Origin of the sequence: Phenylobacterium sp. (genome assembly GCF_036677185.1) — a bacterium.
Lineage (GTDB): Bacteria > Pseudomonadota > Alphaproteobacteria > Caulobacterales > Caulobacteraceae > Phenylobacterium.
Genome location: NZ_JAKFEN010000017.1, coordinates 54,101 through 71,000 on the forward strand (window position 1 = coordinate 54,101; position 16,900 = coordinate 71,000).

The 16,900-nt window shown below is 68.4% G+C and carries 21 protein-coding genes and 1 riboswitch; of the genes, 6 read left to right on the forward strand and 15 right to left on the reverse strand.

Going from position 1 to position 16,900, the window contains the following annotated elements:
- Positions 1-4: 4 nt before the first annotated feature.
- Positions 5-87, reverse strand: a riboswitch (ZMP/ZTP riboswitch).
- Between the two features lie 59 nt (positions 88-146).
- Genes V6M51_RS07500 through V6M51_RS07515 form a run of 4 tightly spaced genes read right to left on the reverse strand, consistent with a single transcriptional unit; the run spans position 147 to position 4,299 of the window.
- Positions 147-1,877: a heparinase II/III family protein gene (locus V6M51_RS07500; RefSeq protein WP_332765991.1), complete on the reverse strand. Its 1,731-nt coding sequence runs from the start codon at positions 1,875-1,877 to the stop codon at positions 147-149.
- 4 nt (positions 1,878-1,881) lie between these two features.
- Complete coding sequence (rpe, locus tag V6M51_RS07505) at positions 1,882-2,544, reverse strand: ribulose-phosphate 3-epimerase (protein ID WP_332765992.1); 663 nt, start codon at positions 2,542-2,544, stop codon at positions 1,882-1,884.
- Positions 2,545-2,591: 47 nt separating this feature from the next.
- Positions 2,592-3,875 carry an RsmB/NOP family class I SAM-dependent RNA methyltransferase gene (locus tag V6M51_RS07510; RefSeq protein ID WP_332765993.1) on the reverse strand — a complete coding sequence of 428 codons (1,284 nt, stop codon included), beginning with the start codon at positions 3,873-3,875 and terminating at the stop codon, positions 2,592-2,594.
- Positions 3,876-3,915: 40 nt separating this feature from the next.
- Positions 3,916-4,299 (reverse strand): hypothetical protein, encoded by a 384-nt coding sequence (locus V6M51_RS07515; RefSeq protein WP_332765994.1) that lies wholly within the window; start codon positions 4,297-4,299, stop codon positions 3,916-3,918.
- 112 nt (positions 4,300-4,411) lie between these two features.
- Between V6M51_RS07515 and V6M51_RS07520 the strand changes: the two genes are divergently transcribed.
- On the forward strand, positions 4,412-4,615 hold the full coding sequence (locus tag V6M51_RS07520) for a DUF1674 domain-containing protein (RefSeq protein WP_332765996.1): 204 nt from the start codon (positions 4,412-4,414) through the stop codon (positions 4,613-4,615).
- A gap of 88 nt (positions 4,616-4,703) precedes the next feature.
- Entirely contained in the window at positions 4,704-5,402 is a 699-nt protein-coding gene (locus tag V6M51_RS07525; RefSeq protein WP_332765998.1) for a hypothetical protein, read from the forward strand.
- A gap of 184 nt (positions 5,403-5,586) precedes the next feature.
- On the opposite strand, the gene ruvB is transcribed toward V6M51_RS07525, so the two are convergent.
- The 3 genes from ruvB to ruvC all read right to left on the reverse strand — a co-directional run bounded on the left by ruvB (position 5,587) and on the right by ruvC (position 7,899).
- Positions 5,587-6,630, reverse strand: a complete 1,044-nt coding sequence (gene ruvB / locus V6M51_RS07530) for a Holliday junction branch migration DNA helicase RuvB (RefSeq protein WP_332766000.1) — start codon at positions 6,628-6,630, stop codon at positions 5,587-5,589.
- A 151-nt stretch (positions 6,631-6,781) separates the two neighbouring features.
- Positions 6,782-7,399 (reverse strand): Holliday junction branch migration protein RuvA, encoded by a 618-nt coding sequence (gene ruvA, locus V6M51_RS07535; RefSeq protein WP_332766001.1) that lies wholly within the window; start codon positions 7,397-7,399, stop codon positions 6,782-6,784.
- A complete protein-coding gene (gene ruvC, locus V6M51_RS07540) occupies positions 7,396-7,899 on the reverse strand; it encodes a crossover junction endodeoxyribonuclease RuvC (RefSeq protein ID WP_332766002.1) in 504 nt (167 codons plus the stop codon). Before ruvC ends, ruvA begins: the two co-directional genes overlap by 4 nt.
- 228 nt (positions 7,900-8,127) lie before the next feature.
- Here ruvC and V6M51_RS07545 point away from each other — a divergent pair, with 228 nt between their 5' ends.
- Positions 8,128-10,185, forward strand: coding sequence for a hypothetical protein (locus V6M51_RS07545; RefSeq protein ID WP_332766003.1), 2,058 nt, complete (start codon positions 8,128-8,130; stop codon positions 10,183-10,185).
- Positions 10,186-10,551: 366 nt separating this feature from the next.
- Positions 10,552-11,190: a helix-turn-helix domain-containing protein gene (locus V6M51_RS07550; protein WP_332766004.1), complete on the forward strand. Its 639-nt coding sequence runs from the start codon at positions 10,552-10,554 to the stop codon at positions 11,188-11,190.
- Positions 11,191-11,330: 140 nt separating this feature from the next.
- Here V6M51_RS07550 and V6M51_RS07555 read toward each other — a convergent pair whose 3' ends face one another.
- The 4 genes from V6M51_RS07555 to V6M51_RS07570 all read right to left on the reverse strand — a co-directional run bounded on the left by V6M51_RS07555 (position 11,331) and on the right by V6M51_RS07570 (position 13,202).
- The gene (locus V6M51_RS07555) at positions 11,331-12,008 is read right to left on the reverse strand and encodes a superoxide dismutase (RefSeq protein WP_332766006.1); all 678 of its coding nucleotides are present in this window, start codon (positions 12,006-12,008) and stop codon (positions 11,331-11,333) included.
- 45 nt (positions 12,009-12,053) lie between these two features.
- The gene (locus tag V6M51_RS07560; RefSeq protein ID WP_332766008.1) at positions 12,054-12,569 is read right to left on the reverse strand and encodes an arsenate reductase/protein-tyrosine-phosphatase family protein; all 516 of its coding nucleotides are present in this window, start codon (positions 12,567-12,569) and stop codon (positions 12,054-12,056) included.
- 115 nt (positions 12,570-12,684) lie between these two features.
- Complete coding sequence (locus V6M51_RS07565) at positions 12,685-12,987, reverse strand: hypothetical protein (RefSeq protein ID WP_332766010.1); 303 nt, start codon at positions 12,985-12,987, stop codon at positions 12,685-12,687.
- 2 nt (positions 12,988-12,989) lie between these two features.
- Positions 12,990-13,202: a hypothetical protein gene (locus tag V6M51_RS07570; RefSeq protein WP_332766012.1), complete on the reverse strand. Its 213-nt coding sequence runs from the start codon at positions 13,200-13,202 to the stop codon at positions 12,990-12,992.
- A 192-nt stretch (positions 13,203-13,394) separates the two neighbouring features.
- Here V6M51_RS07570 and V6M51_RS07575 point away from each other — a divergent pair, with 192 nt between their 5' ends.
- Positions 13,395-14,027 (forward strand): protocatechuate 3,4-dioxygenase, encoded by a 633-nt coding sequence (locus tag V6M51_RS07575; protein WP_332766014.1) that lies wholly within the window; start codon positions 13,395-13,397, stop codon positions 14,025-14,027.
- A 50-nt stretch (positions 14,028-14,077) separates the two neighbouring features.
- Here V6M51_RS07575 and V6M51_RS07580 read toward each other — a convergent pair whose 3' ends face one another.
- Entirely contained in the window at positions 14,078-14,560 is a 483-nt protein-coding gene (locus V6M51_RS07580) for an SRPBCC domain-containing protein (RefSeq protein ID WP_332766016.1), read from the reverse strand.
- On the reverse strand, positions 14,557-14,877 hold the full coding sequence (locus V6M51_RS07585; protein WP_332766017.1) for an ArsR/SmtB family transcription factor: 321 nt from the start codon (positions 14,875-14,877) through the stop codon (positions 14,557-14,559). Before V6M51_RS07585 ends, V6M51_RS07580 begins: the two co-directional genes overlap by 4 nt.
- Positions 14,878-14,987: 110 nt before the next feature.
- Between V6M51_RS07585 and V6M51_RS07590 the strand changes: the two genes are divergently transcribed.
- The gene (locus V6M51_RS07590; RefSeq protein WP_332766018.1) at positions 14,988-15,197 is read left to right on the forward strand and encodes a hypothetical protein; all 210 of its coding nucleotides are present in this window, start codon (positions 14,988-14,990) and stop codon (positions 15,195-15,197) included.
- A 54-nt stretch (positions 15,198-15,251) separates the two neighbouring features.
- Here V6M51_RS07590 and V6M51_RS07595 read toward each other — a convergent pair whose 3' ends face one another.
- Complete coding sequence (locus tag V6M51_RS07595; protein WP_332766020.1) at positions 15,252-16,034, reverse strand: site-2 protease family protein; 783 nt, start codon at positions 16,032-16,034, stop codon at positions 15,252-15,254.
- Between the two features lie 23 nt (positions 16,035-16,057).
- Positions 16,058-16,762 (reverse strand): type I pantothenate kinase, encoded by a 705-nt coding sequence (locus tag V6M51_RS07600; protein WP_332766022.1) that lies wholly within the window; start codon positions 16,760-16,762, stop codon positions 16,058-16,060.
- Positions 16,763-16,900: the final 138 nt, after the last annotated feature.

Consider the following 16,900-nt stretch of genomic DNA (forward strand, 5'->3'; position numbering starts at 1 on the left):
TCAAGGAAATTGCCCAGGCGAGCGGCATATGAGATCCCGCGCTCCCCGGTGGTCGCCCACCTTCATTCGCCAGTCACACGGAATGGGCGGGGGCATAGGCCCGGAGCGGCGTCAGGTCAATCCAGCAGCCGATTGACAGCGCATTGTCATTGTGGCGGCGGCCAGATGTCGGCGGCGGCGAGTTTCCACCGGATGCGGGCGCCGGTCTCGACCCGGGCCTGGCCACGCAGGACGATCTGCTGGGCCCGCCTGGGCTGGCCGTCCTGGAAGAAGACCGAGGGCTCCACCGAGGCGTCGTTGGCGTCGTTGCGCAGCCACCAGCCGTGCTCCTGGTCGCCGGCCTGCAGCAAGACGCTCTTGCCGTCGCGGGCCAGACTGGCCTTGACCTCCGGGTGCAGGTGGAAGCGCACCGTGAAGGGGACGAAGCGGCGGCCGGCCTCGCCCAGGTCGACCCCAGGCCGGGCCGGGAGGAACCGATCCTCGCCGCGCAGCTCGTCGGCCGCGAGGTCGAGATAGAGCCGGCGTTCGTGGCGCAGGCCGAACCGCTTGGCCCAGCCGTCATGGGCCAACTCCAGCCAGACTGCCCCGTCGGCCTCCTGCCTCCGGGCGTCGACGGCGTCATAGGCGCCCACCAGCCGCGGTCCCAGCACCCCGGCGCGGAACCCGCCCAACGGCTCGCCGCAGGCCTGGTCGCCGAGGGTGGCGGTCGAACCGGCGTCCGCCATCCGCAGGGCCTGGGGCCCCACCGCATCGGGCGACCAGGCGCTGGCGACGATCACCCGACGGCCGCCGATCAGCAGCTCCATGGCCAGGGGCTGGGCGCAGGCGGTGACGCTCCACGGCCCCCGGGCCGGCGGGGCGGCGTCGGCGATCACCTGCAGGCTGCGGCCCTCCAGCCGCTGATAGCCGTTGCGCGCCGTGGGAAGCTTGGCCGAGGCGCCCTCGCTGGCGCGGGCCGCGGCGACATAGTTGGCGATCCCGCCCTCGCCGCCCTGCAGGTCGGGCAAACCGCCGTCGGCCAAGGTGAAGAACCGCACGGCCCCGGCCAGCCGGTCGATGGCCCGCAGCATCTCGTCGGGCGGGGCGATGCCCCGATGCACCAGGGCCTCGTCCAGGGCCTGCAGGTCGAACAGCAGCTCCAGCGCTGCCCGCGGGCAGCGCGAGGCGTGGCCGCCATCCGGCTGCACGGTGACCGGCAAGGCGCGCCGCAGCCGGGCCAGTCCCTTGGCGATCAGGTCATCCCCCGCGTCGCCCGCCAGGGCGCCGCCAGCCAGGGCCGCGGCGCAGGCGCGCTCGGCGGCCCGGACCGGTCCGTCGATCAGGGTCACAAGGTGTCGCGCCTGGCGAGCCAGGTCCTGGGCGATCAGTCCGGCCTCGGCGTCCGAGGCCTTGGCGCTGACGGCCTTCGCCGCGCAGGCCAGGTTGAACACCCGGCGCTCCAGCACCTCGGGCGACCAGGCGAAGCCATTCCAGCGGCCGAATAGCCGCCGCCAGTCCAGGGTCAGGCGCAGGGCCTCGGCTGCGCCGTCATCGCCCACGGCGATCAGGTCGCGGCTCCAGTCGAACCGATGCAGGGCCGCGGCGAAGCGGCGCGAGGGGCTGGGCCGGTCCCAGGGATCGCCGCCCACCCCGGCCTCCAGGCTGGCGCCGCCGAACTCGAAGCGTCCGGCCAGGAGGCGGCGTCCGGCGGCCAGATCGGCGGGGCGTGGATCCTTAGGTTCGCCGGCCAGGCCCTCAGCCTTCGGGCGCGACAGCAGCCAACGGTGCAGGCCGGTCCCGGCCCATTCGCGGCGGAGCGCGCGGCGTCCGCCCTCCGCCAGGGTCAGGGCCCAGGCGCCGCCGGGGGTGTCGAAGATCGCCGGAGGGCCGCCGGCCAAGATCCTAGCCGCCCTTCAGCGCGCGGATGTTGGCGGCATAGGCCTGCGGGCCGCCCTTGAACACGGCCGTGCCGGCCACCAGGGCCGTGGCGCCGGCGGCGACGCACAGGGGGGCGGTCTCGACGGTCACCCCGCCGTCGACCTCAAGCTCGATCTGCCGTCCCGTCTCGTCGATCATCTTGCGCAGGCGTTCGATCTTCCTGAGCTGCGAGTGCATGAACTTCTGGCCGCCGAAGCCCGGGTTGATCGACATGACCAGGATCAGGTCGACCTCGTCCATCATCCACTGGACGACGCTGGGATCGGTGGACGGGTTGAACACCACCCCGGCCTTGGCTCCCAGCTCGCGGATGCGCTTCAGGGTCCGGTTGAGGTGCGGCCCGCTCTCGGGATGGACGCTGATGATGTCGGCGCCGGCCTGGGCGAAGGCTTCGATATAGGGATCGACCGGGGCGATCATCAGGTGGACGTCGAAGGGGATCTTGGCGTGCGGGCGCAGGGCTTTGACGATGTCGGGGCCGAGCGTGATGTTCGGCACGAAGTGGCCGTCCATGACGTCCACATGCACCCAGTCGGCGCCGGCCGCCTCGATGGCGGCGACCTCCTGGCCCAGCTTGGCGAAGTCCGAGGCCAGGATGGACGGGGCGATGATCGGAGCGCGGGTCATGATCCTCGACTTAGCCAAGCCCGGCCGTCGCGCCAACCGTCAATTCGTCACGAGTCGCGGGTGAAGCGGGCCACGTAGAAGCCATCCTGGCCGCCCGGCCGCTGATGGGGCAGCAGCCGCAGGGCGCCGTCGGCCAGCCGGCTGGCCTCCGGGGCGCCGCCTTCGCCGGGGGCGACGGGGGACGGGGAAAAGCCGGGATGCCGAGCCAGGAAGCCCGCCGCCTGGGCCTCGCCCTCCTCGGGTTCCAGGGAGCAGACGCAATAGACCAGCCGCCCGCCGACCTTGGTGCGCCGCGCCGCGGAATCCAAAAGGCGCGCCTGCACCCCGGCCAGGGCGGCCACGTCGCCGGGGCGGGCGGCCCACAGAACGTCGGGATGGCGGCGATAGGTGCCGGTGGCGCTGCAGGGGGCGTCCAGCAGCACGGCGTCGAACTCGCGGGTGTCGGCCCAGTCGCCGGCCTCGGCTGCCGTGACCTCGGCGCTAAGCCCGATGCGTTTCAGGTTCTCGCTCACCCGCACCAGGCGCGCGGCGGAGCGGTCGATGGCGGTGACCACGGCGCCGGCGGCGGCCAGCTGCAGGGTCTTGCCGCCCGGCGCGGCGCACATGTCGAGCGCGGTCTCGCCCGCCTTGACGCTCAGCAGGCGCGCGGGGATGGCGGCGCTGGCGTCCTGCACCCACCAGGAGCCCGCCTCATAGGCGGGCCAGGCGGCCACGTCGCCCTTGCGGGCCGTGCGCAGGGTCCCCCCGGGCAGGATCTCGGCCTCCAGCTCGGCAGCCAGGGCATCGAGCCCTTCGGCGGACTTCGCCGACAGGTCGGTGGCCGGTTCGTCGGCGATCAGGGCGGCCATGTCGTGCGCCGCCTGGGGTCCGAACGCCGCGCTCCAGCGGGCGTAGAGCCAGCCGGGGGCGAGCGACTCCGGCTCGTCCAGGTTCGGCGGCTCGCGCAGCAGGCCGCGCAGCACGGCGTTCACCAGGCCCTTGAAGGCCCGGGTCGAGGAATGGCTGGCCGCCAGGTCGACGCTGGTGGTGACCGCGGCGAAGGCCGGGGTGTCCAGCACGAAGGCCTGGATGACCCCGATCCGCAGGATGTTGCGTATGGCGTCCGGCGGCGCCTTGGCGAGCTTGGCGTCGAGGGCGCGGTCAACCGCCCCCAGCCGGCGCAGGGTAGCCATGGCCAGGGCCATGGCGAAACCCCGGTCGCGGGGCGGCAGGGCGCCGAAGGCGGGCCGGTTGAGCGCCTCGTCCAGGCCCGCGCGGCGCGCCAGGCTGGCCGAAAGGATGTCGAGGGCCGCGCGGCGGGCGGGCAGGCCGAGGTCGGTGTCTGTTGTCACCGGCGCGGCGTGCCCCCTTCCGCGCCCGGATGCAAGCCGCTTAGGTCGCGATCTTGGCCCGACCCCAGCTTCGCGCCACCGACGCGACGAAGGTCGCCATGCCCAGCACGGCGATCACCGTTCCCGCCATCACCCCGCTCAGGAACGGCTGGTTTCCCGCCAGGTAGAGGCCCAGCGACAGCGACATGACGATGGCGCCGGCGCTGGACAGCACGAAATTGGTCCAGCCCAGGCGGCCTCCGCGCCCGGCCAGGGCGTAGAAGGTCCCCATGATCGCCAGGCTCGCCCAGCCCAGCAGGTTGAGGTGCGCGTGGGAGGGCGAAAGCGTGAAGTCCTCCGTGACGCCCATCACCGCGCCGAAGACCATTCCAACCAGTCCGCAAAGCGCGGCCACCGTGAAGAAAGACAAGGAAAGCTTGGACATGGACGTTCCCCCGAACGCGCGTCGTGCTCGACGCCTGCGACCACGACTAGAGCCCAGGACCGGCCGGCTGACAATCCTGGCCTTCCGCACGCCGAGTCCCTAAATTCCCGACATGAGCCAGGACCAGATCCCGCTGAACGCCGCGCCGGACAAGGCGCTCACCCCCGCCGCTCGCCGGGCGCTGGAAGAGGCCGCCGCCCGCCGCGCCGCCGAAGCCGAGGCCGCCGAACGCGCCGCCGAATTGGGCGGCCCTAAGGGCCTGGAGCCCACGCGCTTCGGCGACTGGGAACGCAAGGGCATAGCGGTTGATTTTTAACCCTACCGCTCCCGCCTGAGGGGCAAGCGGTCGCGAGGCCGCCCGCGCCCGCTTAGGTTCGCCCTGCAGTAGTGTGTGCGGAGGCGTCATGCGTCGGATTCTGAGCGCGGTTGTCGGTCTAACCCTGGTGTGCGGCGCGAGCTCGGCTCTCGCCCAGGACCGATATCCCGAGCTGATGGGCGGGCCCGGCCAGGGCCCCAGCAGCCGTTACGACGCGCGCTATGAACAGGGCGGCTACGCCGACGGCCATCGCATGGCCTATGCCGAGCGCAGCATCCAGGACGAGGAATACGACAGCGGCTGGCGCGGCCGCTATGTCGACGACGCGCGCGTCCCCGACCGCTACGGTCCGTCCGACCATGAGCGCCGCTATGTCGAGGCGCCGCGCTACGATCATCACCGCGAGCACGCCCGGGGCTACGGCTACCAGATCCCGACCTACGGCTACGCCTCGCAGAACTACGGCTGGCCCGGCGCCGCCTGCAATTCCGGCTGCGGCGGCTATAGCCCGAGCCCCTGCGGCTGCGGCGAGCTGGTGAACCGCGGGACGATCTCCGTGCCGTCCAGCTTCTTCTACGACTACGGCGGTGTCGGCGGCTACATGGACGGCGGCGGCTATGGCGGGGGCGGCGGCTACGCCGTCGCAGGGTCTGGCGCCTTCGCGGGCGCCTCGTCGCGGGCCTCGGCCTCGGCCTACTCGTCCTCGCGCGTCAATGTCCGCATCGGCGGTCGTGGCGGCCACCACGGCGGCGGCTGCAAGGGCGGCTGCGGCGGCGGCAAGCACTAGGTTCTGCTAGATTCTCCCCCCAGCGCGCAGCGCGACTTTGGGGCGTGTGGCGCGTCGCCCGGTTTGGCGATGTGACGAAGGGGGTTGAGGCCCACAAAGCGCGCCAAAGTCCCCCTCAGTTCGCCATTCGGCCGGGAGTTCCCCCAGAGGGGGGGAGCACCTGGGTTCGTGCCGATCGGCGCCCTTACTCGTCCTCGAACAGGGTCGGTTGCCCGCCCGCTTGAATCTGCGGGGGCGGGGTGAGGCCCAGGTGGCTGTAGGCCTTGCCGCAGGCCATGCGGCCACGCGGCGTGCGCTGGATGAAGCCCTGCTGCAGCAGGAAGGGCTCGATAACGTCCTCCACCGCGTCGCGGGCCTCGGCGATGGCATAGGCCAGGGTCTCCACCCCGGCCGGGCCGCCGCCATAGTTGTCGATGAGCGCGGTGAGGTAGCGGCGGTCCAGGGCGTCCAGGCCGGCGGGGTCGACGTCGAGGCGGGCCAGGGCCCGAGCCGCAGCCTTGCCGTCGATCACCGTCACCCCGTCGGAGGCGGCGAAGTCGCGCACCCGGCGCAGCAGGCGGCCGGCGACGCGGGGGGTGCCCCGGGCGCGGGCGGCGATCTCGGCGGCGCCGTCGGACGCCAGCGACAGGCCCATCTTCAGGGCGGCCTGGGTCAGCACCTTCTGCAGTTCGCCGTGCGTGTAGAACTCCAGCCGCAGGGGGATGCCGAAGCGGTCGCGCAGGGGGGTGGCCAGCAGGCCCGCCCGCGTGGTCGCCGCCACCAGGGTGAAGGGCGCCAGGTCGATGCGGATCGAGCGGGCGGAGGGCCCCTCGCCGATCATCAGGTCCAGCACATGGTCCTCCATGGCCGGATAGAGGATCTCCTCCACATTGGCGGCCAGGCGATGGATCTCGTCGATGAACAGCACGTCGCGCGGTTCGAGATTGGTCAGGATCGCCGCCAGGTCCCCGGCCTTGGCCAGGACCGGGCCGGAGGTGGCGCGGAAGTTCACGCCGAGCTCGCGGGCGACGATCTGGGCCAGGGTGGTCTTGCCCAGGCCGGGCGGGCCGAATAGCAGCACGTGGTCGAGCGCCTCGGCCCGGCTTTTGGCCGCCTCGATGAAGACCTTGAGATTGCCCTTGGCCTGCTCCTGGCCGACGAATTCGGCGAGGGTCTGGGGGCGCAGGGCCTTGTCGTGGACGACCGTGGCGTCCTGGGCCTGGGGCTCGCTCGAAACGATCCGGGTCATGCTTTTTCCGCCCCTGCGAAGCGGGGGAGGGGGACCGCGCCGAAGGCGTGGTGGAGGGGGCGAGTCCGGGCGCAGAGCCTGAGGCCGCCCCCTCCACCGCTTCGCGGTCCTCCTCCCCCGTAAACGTGGGAGGAAAAGGGCGCTTCGCCCCTCACCGCCCCAGCTCCTGGAGCCCGGCCTTGATCAGCGCCTGGATGGTGGCGTCCTCGCCGAGCCTCAGATGGGCCTGTTCGACCACGCGGCGCGCGTTGACCTCGGCGACGCCGAGACCCAGCAGGGCGGCCACCGCCTCGCCGGCGGCGGACGGGGGCGGCGGTGTCGCCGACGCCAGGGCCGAGGCGTGGAAGGCCGCCACCGGGCCGTCGGTCAGCGGCTTGTCCTTCAGCTCGGTGACGATGCGCTGGGCGAGCTTGGGGCCCACCCCGTTGGCGCGGCCGACGGCGGCCTTGTCGTCGCGGGCGCAGGCCTGGGCCAGCTCATTGGGCGGCAGGACGTCCAGCACCGAGAGCGCGGCCTTGGGTCCCACCCCCTGGATGGCCTGCAGCATGACGAAGGCCCGGCGCTCGTCACGGCCCAGGAAGCCGTACAGCTTCATGCCATTGGCCTCTGACCACTGGGTCTCCACGTGCAGCACCGCCTCCTCGCCCATGGCGGGCAGGTGCCCGAGCGTGCGCGAGCCGCAGCGGACCACATAGCCGACCCCGGCCACGTCGATCAGGGCGTCTTCCTCGCCGACCTCGGCGACCAGGCCGCGCAGCCGGCCGATCACGCGGCGGCCCCGAGGTTGCGGACCCGGCGGTGGTGGGCGTGAGCGATGGCGACGGCGAGCGCATCGGCGGCGTCGGCGGTGGTCTTTCCCGCCGTGGGCAGCAGGCGCGCGATCATGAAGCCCACCTGGTCCTTGTCGGCCGCCCCGGTCCCGACCACCGACTTCTTGACCACGGTGGCGGCGTACTCGGCGACCAGTATGCCGGCGCGGGCCGGCACGATCATGGCCATGGCCCGGGCGTGGCCCAGCTTGAGCGCCGAGGCGGCGTTGTTGTTCATGAAGGTCTCCTCCACCGCGGCCTCGTGCGGCGCGTGGAGGGCGACGACCTCGGAGATGGCGTCGAACAGGCAGAGCAGCCGCTCGGCGAAGGGCAGGCTGTCCTTGGGCGCGATCACCCCGTGGGCCACGTGGGTCAGCCGCGACCCCTCCACCGCGATCACCCCCCAGCCCGTGCGGCGCAGGCCGGGATCGAGGCCGAGGATGCGGAGGGAAGCGGTCATGGGAATCGGCGCGTTCGTCATCTGTTCCGGGTAGGGATACAGGACGTTGGCGGGGTTAAGCAAACGTTGAGGGGGGTGAGCCAGTCGAAACGTCGCGCCCCCCTTCGTGGATGGCGTGGGACGGTCCCAACCTGGGTGACGCAGGTGTGACGCCGCGCGATTATGACGAAGAGTTACAGCCTAGACGAGAAGTCTAGTCGCCGCTAGGGTCACAAGCGGGGGCCTTCAATGAATTCCAACTCAAATCCTCTTGTTGGGTTTCTGCAAATTCTTGCCGGCGCACCGGCGGAATATCGGCTTTCGGGCCTGATCGTGGTCGCCTTCTTCTTTGTTGTCTGGCGCACCAGCGCGAACCCGAATGTCGCTCGGATATTTGACCGCGCGATCAACGAGAAGGTCGGAAAGGCGCAGGCATACCGTCTCGTTCGTCTAGTCATAACCGTGCTGTTCTGGTTTTCCGTAATACTGACGGTACTTGCATTCACCGCACCAATGATCACGAACCTTCTGAATACTTTCAAGGTTGGAACAATCGCCCGCGCCTACGAGGAGTTGAAGAGCGGCCGGTATAGCCAGTCGCGTCGTCTCTATGAAAGTGCGCTAGCGGCAGGACCAGACGACGCCACCGCCGAGCAAATCCGCGGCATGATAACAGCGACCTACTATGGTGAAGGTCTCCATCGAGAGGGCCTTGAATACATTTGTAAAATTTACGGTGGCCGAGCTCCCGACGATACAAGGTATGTATTTGCTGTGCAGGCTCACATTAGGGCCATCAGTATACGGGACGGATGGCAGGTGGCCGAAAGCACCGCTTCTGAGCTCAAGAATCGTTGTCGACGGACGGATTTCAGTGCGTACTGGGCACATATCCCCTTTGGCGCGATGGAATTGCTTCGCAAGAGTGAAACCCACGTTGCGCGATACCTGCCGAACGAACGTGACCGAGTTCGACTGTCTCAATTGATATCAGAAACTCAAAAAAACTTTCCACGCGAAGAAAACCTATTCACGGATTACGCCCTATACTTCCTGAAGAGATATCCAGAATCCCTTTCTCGATATCCAAGAAGCAAAATTCGCGACATGACCTTGCTAGAGTACGCCAATGCGTCCGAATGGCCAAAGAATGTTGCTCTGTATGAACAATACGCCAAGGAATTTCCGCACGGCGGAAGCATCATCGACGTCTATATGTCGTTGTCTGGGGAATTGGCAGAGAACGGGAAGCTCGAAAGGGCGTTGGTCTACGCGAAGCTTTTGGAGGGGATGGGCAACCAGTCAGCAGCATATCTGGTGCTTAGTCCCACTCTGGATCGTGTCTACGAACTCATTGGCACCGCCGACTTCCAGTCGGCCGGCCGGGCTATCCAGAACGCCTGCAAATTGACCGAATCCAAGGGGCTGCCGTGCCTTGATGAGTTGAAGGAGGCGAAGTCGGATATCGATAAGATTTCATCTCTGATCGCGTACACGCCGCCGCAACGGTGCCGATTTGTCTTCATGAGCATCCGTGACTTGGAACGGCGCCGAGGCGCTAGGTCCTATCTCGACGGCTGCCTGGATGTTCTCAAGGAGGATCCCCTCGAGTACGGTCGAGGGCTCTATCAGGCCGCGATGATTTCACGGAAGCTCGGAGAGTACGACAAATCTCTGAATTATCTCGTGAAATTTCAGGAGGCACTTTCCGAACATCCTCTGATGGATGATGTTCTTTCAGAGACCGGCTGGCATAAGCTATTCATCTTGCGCGACTGGGTGGGCGCGCAGGAGTCCCTTCTGAAGGTGATAGAGAAGTATCCAGAGCGCAATGCTTATGACAATGCACTTTGGATACTTGCGGCAGGGGAAAATCGAGCAGGAAACTACGCACGCTCAGCGGCATACTACACAGAGATTGTCGCTGGAGAAGCTCGCGAGCAAATTCGGCAGGTTGCGTTTTCCAGAAGTCGAGAGGCCTCTGCGATCGCCGGGCTCGCAGTGTTTCAGGGTTTGTCCTGGGATAGCGATGATGAGATGGGGCTCTTTATCACCAATGTCTCCGGCGGGACCACGGCCCAGCGCGTTGGGCTACGTAGCGGTGATGTTGTCGAACAGATCTGCAATGACGGTTATCAGGACTGCTCAGCCTATCTCTCAAAATTTAATGATCTAGGGGCCGGTGTCAGAAACCGCCTTGGTCGGCGCGATATCCGATTTGTCTTTAGGCGGAAGTCGTTGAGGTTCGGAGTTTGGAGTCCGGGGCCGTACTACACAAACTGGCACCGGGAAGTCTTTCAGGATTGAACGAAGACTGCGAGTTTATCGATACGATTACGTGTCAGTTTCCGAGGATGATATTCTTGCGCAGATGAAATGCCGAACGAAGAGGGCGAGGATGGCGACGCCCAGATCGACCACCGAAAACACGGAAAGCGCAGATGGAGCCCGATGCGGCGGCCGCAGAGCAGCGTGTCCGTGCCCTTTGTGTTTTCCGCGGTCAGCGTTTGGGACGTTCGCGGCTGCGCCGCCGCTAGCCGGATAGGGCTTTCGACCCCTCATCCGACCCCGCTCTCGCGGGGCCACCTTCTCCCGCAAGGGGAGAAAGATGATGGGCGATAGTTCCCTGTTTGTTCTTGCCAATCTCGCCGACCCAGACCAATCTCCACCATCATGGCCCTCGCCGATTGGTCCCCTCCCACCAAGGGCGTGACGCCCGCCTTCGCCAGCGGGTTCACGGTCGAGCTGCGGGCCGAGGTGCTGCGGCTGATGGCCCAGGGCGAGAGTCTGCACGCCATCTGCCGGCGGCCGGGGATGCCGACGCCGCCGACGGTCTATCGCTGGGCCGAGAAGGACCCGGAGTTCGGCGAGGCCTTCCACATCGTGCGGCGCGAGGCGCGGCGCAGGCGGGCGCGGGAGGTGCTGGCGCGGCGGGCGGCCCGGCCGCCCAAGGTGAAGAAGCGCAATCATCCGGGTTCGGTCAGCACCTATTCCGAAGAGCGGGCCGATGCGATCTGCATGGGGCTGATCCAGGGCCGCAGCCTGGCGGCCATCTGCCGTGATCCGGGCATGCCGACGATCATGACGGTCTATAACTGGCTGCACCGTTATCCGGCCTTCGCCTCGGATTATGGGATCAGCCGGCGACTGCAGGCCGACATGCTGAGCGACGGGCTGCTGGAGCTGGTCGACCGGGCGAAGCCTTCGACCCTGCGCGCGGCCCTGAAGCAGGCGTGCCACCGGACCGCGGTGCTGTCGCCCAAGGCCTGGGACCCGGACGACCGGCCCGAGGAGGTGACCCACGGCCGCTAGAGCGTGACAGCCTGAAGTGGATGCCGGTTCAGGCGCCCGTCACGCTCTAACAGGGCGGCTCGCGCTCCGCTGGCCCCGAACAGGGCCACGGACCCGATCGCCAACGGAACGCCCGGTCAGGCGATGAGATTGCGGACCAATCAGGCCCGCGAGGCGGAAGCGAACCGACGATTGGCTTCCGACCAGGTCATCGCCTTCATGAAGGCGTCCACGTAGCCGGCGGCCTTTGCGCCGTAGTCCATGGCGTAGGCGTGCTCATACATGTCGAGCGCCAATAGGGGCGCGCCGTCGGCGAGCGTCTGGGTGTGATCGGAGGCCCAGGTGTTCACGAGCCTTCCGTCATGTCGGCTATAGGTCAGCAGCACCCAGCCTGATCCGCCGCCCAGCGCCTTGCCCATCGCGGCGAACTCACTGGCCCAACGATCATGGCTGCCGAAATCACGTTCGATGGATTGAGCGAGGCCCGTGCTGGGCGCGGCCTGCGCCGCCAACCCCGCGAAATAGAGTTCGTGCAGGATCATGGAGTTCCAGGCGATCAGCTCCTCCCGCTTGAGGCCGTTGATCTGGAACACGGAAGCCGCGGCGAAGTCGAGCTTGCCAAACTCAGCGCGGATCGCGCCGAGGCGCTTCACCGCGCCGACATAGTTGTTGTCATGATGGCTCATCAGCAGCTTCTCGGACAGGCCCGGTACGGTCCTTGGGTCAAAGGGCAGGGGTGTCGGCGCGAAGGCTGCAGGCTGGGCGGCCGCCGGGAGGGCGGCGGCCAGCAGTCCTGTCGCGGCGAGCAGGGCGCGTCGGTCGAAGGCGGCTTCTGTCATCTCGTTCTCCCGTTGTGTGAGCTCACCCTAGGGCGCGCGATGCCGTCACGGCGCTCCGCAAGGCCGTGCGACGCGCGCCGTGAGTTCCACCAGCAGCAGGGCGAGCCGACCATCCAGATCGGCCTTGGCTGCGGCGTAGTCTCCGTTCCAGGACGGAGTTTTCCACGCCCGCGCCGAGCGCAGCATGGGCTCGTCCGAGGCCTCGTCGAATGCAATGACGATGTCAGCTTGACCGATGTCGGTTTCCGCCAGCGCGCGCAGCGGCTCCGACGTGGGATTGAGCCCGTCCGCCTTGAGTTTGGCCGCCAGTCCGAGAGAGACGTGGTCCTCCGGGCGCACGCCGCGCGAGGAGACGGACAGGGAAACGCCCCCATCGGCGGCGCGGCGCTTCAGGGTTTCGCGGGCTATGGCGCTTTTGACTGAGCCTGCGGGGCAGACGAAAAGCACCCGAACCGGAGGGCAGGCCGCTTTCGCCAGGCCAGGCGCCAGCGCAAGACCCATGGCGATGACGACGGCCCTGCGGCCTAGATGTGCTGGTGGTGATGTGCGACTGGAAGCCATGCGCGTCTCCAAGCGGAGTTGCGCGGTGCTTGGGCCGAAGCCTTACCGGGACACCGCCTCATCCCGGACGTATACGGCTAGTCCCGCATCATGGGCTTGGCAAGGCACGGCTTCATCAATTCCGATACCGCCCCGCCAGCCGCTTCGTCTCCCGCTCATCGATGTGGGTCGGGTAGGCTAGCTGCGTCGCCCAGTGTTTCCCCTGGCACCGCGGACACGGGCGCTTCACCGACTGCGCCACGTCCGCCACCAGGGTGGTGAAGCCTCCGTCCCGCAGCTCGTAGAGGCGGTTGATCACCTTCCCCACCTCATAGCCCCGGGCCCAGCCGCAGATCTCGCAGCCCAGCATCAGGACGCAGCCCGGATAGCGGCGGGCGTCCTCGAGCCGGGCGTCGGCGAGGTTGGCGAGCGGGCGCATGGTCAGCCGTGCGGCGCCCCCGCATAGAAGCCGCTGTCGCGGGTGAAGTGGAAGGCGGCGGTCTCCAGGGCCTCCTTGGCGGCCATGATCACCAGGTAGTCGGCGCCGAACGGCCGGCACTTGGTCTGGAGCTTGATCAGGGCGTGGTGGTAGTCGCGCAGGGCCTCGAAGGCGGCCTTGGGGTCGGTGACGCCGAGATAGCGGACCTTGGTCATGGGGGCTCCTGCTGACAGTGTTGTCATGAACAAAAGCAGAACATTCTCGGCGCGGCGACTCCGTCCCGGCTGCATTTCGCGCGGCGGCGCAGCCTCAGGGTGAGAGCGGGAAAAGCCGAACAATCTCCAATGGACTTGGCCGTCCATGGGTATCCAATCGGCTCCGGGATGAACGCAGATGGGGAGGTGTCGGTGAACAGTCTTCTGGTTTCGCGTCGGGGTTTCGCGGTCATGGCCGGGGCGGCGCTCGTCGCCGGCGGAGCGAGGGGGCAGGCCCTGCCGCCGCTGGCGGGGACGGCGGAGTCGCCCATGGGGCCCTTCTATCCGGTCAACCACCTGGCCGAGGCCGACGCCGACCTGGTCTGGCTGAAGGGCCACAAGGCCCGCGCGCTGGGCGAGGTGATCGAGATCTCGGGCCGGGTGCTGGACCGCCACGGGGCGCCGATGCGCGACGCGACGATCGAGATCTGGCAGGCCAACGCCGCGGGCCGCTACGCCCACGCCAACGACATCAGCAAGGCGCCGCTGGACCCCAACTTCCAGGGCTTCGCCAATCTGCGCACCGACAAGGACGGCGGCTGGCGGATCACCACGATCAAGCCGGCCGCCTACGACTCGCCCATCGGCCTGCGGACCCCGCACATCCATTTCGACGTGCGCGGGACCGCCCACCGGCTGAGCGCCCAGATGTACTTCCCGGAGAAGGCGGCGCTGAACGCCAAGGACCAGCTCTATAAGGGCCTGGGCGGCGAGGCGGGCACCTCGGTCGCCGCCGCGACGGGGGCCGGCAAGTACCGCTGGGACATCGTGCTGATGGATGGGTAGGGCGTCCTTCTCCCGCAAGGGGAGAAGGATCCAAGCCCTCGCCGAACCGCCTAGGCGGCCATGGTCGCGCCGGTCTCCAGCAGGGACTTCATGTCGCTGAGGATCCAGTTCCAGCCGCCGCCGCCCTGGTCGGAGAAGTCGCTGCGGATCGCGCTCGCCATCATCGGGGCGCCGGCGACGTCGTGGGTGATGGTGACCTTGCAGAAGCCCCCGACGGTGAGAAGGATCTCCCAAGTGATGCGGGTGAAGCCCTCGGCCTTGTTCTCCTCGCTGAACAGCCAGCGGTGGGTGGTGACCAGGCGGTTGGGCGGATCGGCCTCCAGCACCTCGCCGTCGATGATCACCTCGGGCAGGCCCATCTGGATCATGTCGGGGTTGGCGTGGAAGTGGGCGACGCCGCCGGGGCGCAGGTCGAACTCTCCGCGGCCCCCATAGCCGTATTTGGCGGTCCATTCGGGACTGGTGATGGCGTCCCAGATCTTCTGGGGCGGGGCCTTGATGTAGATCTCGAAGATCTGGGTGGTGTCGCTCATGTGTCGGACTCCAGGTCGGCTTTCAGGTTGGTGAGCGCCGAGAGGGGGCGCTCGGCGTATTTGCCGATCCAGCGGTCGTGGATCAGCCGGATGGGAACGGGGTTGAGGTAGTGCAGCTTCTCGCGCCCCGAACGGCGCGTGACCACCAGACCGGCCTCCTCCAGCAGCTTCAGATGCTTCATCACCCCGAAGCGGGTCATCGCCACCTCGGCCTCCAGCTGCGAGAGCGTGCGCCCGTCGCGGGCGTGGAGCAGGTCGAGGAGGAATCGCCTCGTGGGGTCTGAGAGCGCCTTGAAAACCAGGTCGTCGTCGGTCACGAGCGGACAATAGGTGACTGTAAGGTCACATGTCAAGCGCACGCAGAACGTGAAGGAACCGGGCGGTGCGGGCGCCGGTTCGTCTGCCGTCAAGGACGGAGGACGGCGAGATGGACTACCGGTTCTATGTGTTCGATTCCGCGGGCCAGGTGGCGCGGACGGAGGAATGGTCGTGCGCCTCGGAGGCGCAGGCCCTGGAGCGGGCCTCGCGACTGGTCAACGCCTTCGGCGCCGAGTTGTGGCAGGGCGCGCGGCATGTGAGCACCTTCGCCGGGCGGCTAAGCGCCCGCGCCGCCGAGCCGGGCGAGGCCCACGCCTAGTTGGTCGTGCGCGCTTTCTGGCGGCGAACCGGCGTCCACTTCGCCTGAAAGCGCTTAGGACCAGAACTTGAAGGCGTCCCAGCCGGCCTGGATCAGCTCGCGGGGCAGGGCCAGGATGTCGGTGAACAGCAGGGCCACGCCGAAGAACAGGGCCGCGGCGAAGGGCACGAAGAACAGCAGGGCCAGCAGGGCCAGCATGGCGATCCCCTCGATGGGGGCCAGCCGCTGGCGCACGGCCTGGGGCAGCCAGGGGCGCAGGATGCCGAAGCCGTCGAGCCCGGGCACCGGCAGCAGGTTCAGCACCAGGGCCGTGGCCTGCAGGAAGGCCAGGAAGGCCAGGGCCGCGACCAGGGGATTGCCCGCGCCGCCGGGCAGGGCCGGGGCCGCGAGGTGGATGACCGCGCCCAGAGCCAGCAGGACCAGGAAGGTGCCGGCCGGCCCGGCCAGGCTCGCCAGGGAGCGCCAGCCGCGCGAGCGCATCATGTCCTCGCGCAGATAGACCGCCCCGCCCGGAAAGCCGATCCCGCCCAGGACCAGCGCGATGACCGGGATCACGATGGAGGTCCCGAGATCGGCGTATTTCAACGGGTCGAGGGTGAGGTAGCCCTTCTCGGCGATGGTCGGGTCGCCGGCCTTGTGGGCGGTGAAGGCGTGGCCGAACTCATGGACCACCACCGCGGCGATCCAGCCCAGCACCACGAAGGCGAAGGTCAGCGGGCCCGTCGCCTCGGGAACCAGGGCGAGCGCCGCGCCGCTGGCGATCCACAGGACCAGCAGGATGAGCGCATTGGGGCTGATCGGCGGGCGTTCGGTCGTGGGCAGGACGGCGTCGGCCAAGGGGGCTCCGATCGGAAATGCGGCTAGGGTGTCTCGACCCCCGCGATAGCATGATCGCCGGCCTTGCGGACCACCAGGTCGGCGAGGGCGCGGGCCGGGGCGATGTGGTCGCGCAGGTTGGGCAGGTTGATCCGCTCCCAGACCATCTTGCCGAAGGCCTGCGCCTCCGGGCGGCTCATGGACCGGAAGCGGGCGTAGAAGGAGGCCGGGTCATGTTCGGCCAGGTCCCAAAGCCCCATGAAGCGGGCGACGAACCAGCGCTCCAGGTCCGCCTCCTCAGCCTCCAGATAGACCAGGGCGTCCAGCAGGCCGGGCGGGCCGGTCAGCGGATGGCGCAGGGCCAGGCCCTCGATGACCAGCACGTCGGACGGGGCGACCTCGCGGGAGAGCGCCTCGTCGACGTCGTAGGTCACGTGGCTGTAGCCGGGGAAGCGGGTGGGCCCGTGGCGCACGCCTTCCAGGGCGGCGCGCAGGGCGGCGTGGTCGTAGCTGGCGGGAAAGCCCTTCTGGACGGTGAGGCCCAGTTCCTCCAGCCGGGCGTTGGAATGGAGGAAGCCGTCGGTGCAGACCAGCTCGACGCCGTCGCCGTCCGCCTCGAAGGCGGCCTTCAGCGCCTCGGCGAAGGTGCTCTTGCCCACCGCCACCGAGCCGGTGATCCCGACCACGAAGGGCCCGGCCGCCGGGCGGAAGGGCGTCAGTCGGGCGGCTATGGCGGCGAGGCTGCTCACGGCGCCTATTCCTACCCAAGGCCGAGGATTGCGCCAGGGGCCGGTTGCCATGACCCCGCGCATCTGTTGTCCTGAGCGTCCGAACAACCGATCCCGGAGAGCCCCGTGCGCCGAAGCTTCATGTCCATCGCGAAAGGA

Bases quoted from the DNA above. Each gene is read 5' to 3' on its own strand.
- rpe (WP_332765992.1), bottom strand. From the start codon at position 2,544: ATGACCCGCGCTCCGATCATCGCCCCGTCCATCCTGGCCTCGGACTTC.
- V6M51_RS07515 (WP_332765994.1), bottom strand. From the start codon at position 4,299: ATGTCCAAGCTTTCCTTGTCTTTCTTCACGGTGGCCGCGCTTTGCGGA.
- V6M51_RS07520 (WP_332765996.1), top strand. From the start codon at position 4,412: ATGAGCCAGGACCAGATCCCGCTGAACGCCGCGCCGGACAAGGCGCTC.
- V6M51_RS07525 (WP_332765998.1), top strand. From the start codon at position 4,704: ATGCGTCGGATTCTGAGCGCGGTTGTCGGTCTAACCCTGGTGTGCGGC.
- ruvB (WP_332766000.1), bottom strand. From the start codon at position 6,630: ATGACCCGGATCGTTTCGAGCGAGCCCCAGGCCCAGGACGCCACGGTC.
- ruvC (WP_332766002.1), bottom strand. From the start codon at position 7,899: ATGACCGCTTCCCTCCGCATCCTCGGCCTCGATCCCGGCCTGCGCCGC.
- V6M51_RS07545 (WP_332766003.1), top strand. From the start codon at position 8,128: ATGAATTCCAACTCAAATCCTCTTGTTGGGTTTCTGCAAATTCTTGCC.
- V6M51_RS07550 (WP_332766004.1), top strand. From the start codon at position 10,552: ATGGCCCTCGCCGATTGGTCCCCTCCCACCAAGGGCGTGACGCCCGCC.
- V6M51_RS07555 (WP_332766006.1), bottom strand. From the start codon at position 12,008: ATGACAGAAGCCGCCTTCGACCGACGCGCCCTGCTCGCCGCGACAGGA.
- V6M51_RS07560 (WP_332766008.1), bottom strand. From the start codon at position 12,569: ATGGCTTCCAGTCGCACATCACCACCAGCACATCTAGGCCGCAGGGCC.
- V6M51_RS07565 (WP_332766010.1), bottom strand. From the start codon at position 12,987: ATGCGCCCGCTCGCCAACCTCGCCGACGCCCGGCTCGAGGACGCCCGC.
- V6M51_RS07570 (WP_332766012.1), bottom strand. From the start codon at position 13,202: ATGACCAAGGTCCGCTATCTCGGCGTCACCGACCCCAAGGCCGCCTTC.
- V6M51_RS07580 (WP_332766016.1), bottom strand. From the start codon at position 14,560: ATGAGCGACACCACCCAGATCTTCGAGATCTACATCAAGGCCCCGCCC.
- V6M51_RS07590 (WP_332766018.1), top strand. From the start codon at position 14,988: ATGGACTACCGGTTCTATGTGTTCGATTCCGCGGGCCAGGTGGCGCGG.